The organism is Streptomyces sp. SID12501 (assembly GCF_010550245.1).
In the GTDB taxonomy this organism is placed as follows: Bacteria; Actinomycetota; Actinomycetes; order Streptomycetales; family Streptomycetaceae; genus Streptomyces.
On record NZ_JAAGLU010000224.1, the window covers coordinates 1 to 665 of the forward strand.

The following is a 665-nucleotide window of genomic DNA, read 5'->3' on the forward strand; positions in this document are numbered from 1 at the left end:
ACCGGCCAGGACGGTGCCCGAGCTGGTCGCCACCGCGCCGATGCGGGTGCTGTCCTGGGATATCACCAAGCTGGCCGGACCGGAGAAGGGCATCTGGTACCACGCTTACGTGATCATCGATATCTACAGCCGGTACATCTGCGGCTGGACGGTCGAACGCGCCGAATCAGCCGAGCGGGCCGAAGAGTCGATCCGCGAGAACATCGAGCGATGCGGGATCGTGCCCGAGACCGTGCACGCGGACCGCGGCACCTCGATGACCTCGAAGAAGGTCTCCCAACTCCTGATCGATCTCGGCGTGACCCGGTCGCACTCGCGCCCGAAAACGTCAAATGACAACCCCTACATCGAGAGCCACTTCAAGACCGCCAAGTACCAGTCCGACTTCCCCCAGCGCTTCGACTCGCTGACCCACGCGCGCGAGTGGATGGAGGCATTCATCGCCTCCTACAACCATGATCATCGTCACTCCGGGGTCGGCTACCACACCCCTGCCAGCGTGCACTTCGGCACCGCCGAGCTGATCCGCGAACAGCGGGCCGTCACCCTCGCAGAAGCCTACGAGCGGCACCCGGAACGGTTCAACCGCCGCCCCGTCCCGCCCAAGCCGCAGGGCTGATTCATAGTCCTGATGGTCTGGAGAACCTGCTGGTCACAGGGATGTG

At 64.2% G+C, this 665-nt stretch carries 1 protein-coding gene; it reads left to right on the forward strand.

Annotated features, from left to right (window positions below):
- The coding region (locus G3I71_RS45395; protein WP_164324769.1) for a DDE-type integrase/transposase/recombinase at window positions 1–619 on the forward strand (619 nt) is incomplete at its 5' end.
- Window positions 620–665 lie beyond the last annotated feature (46 nt).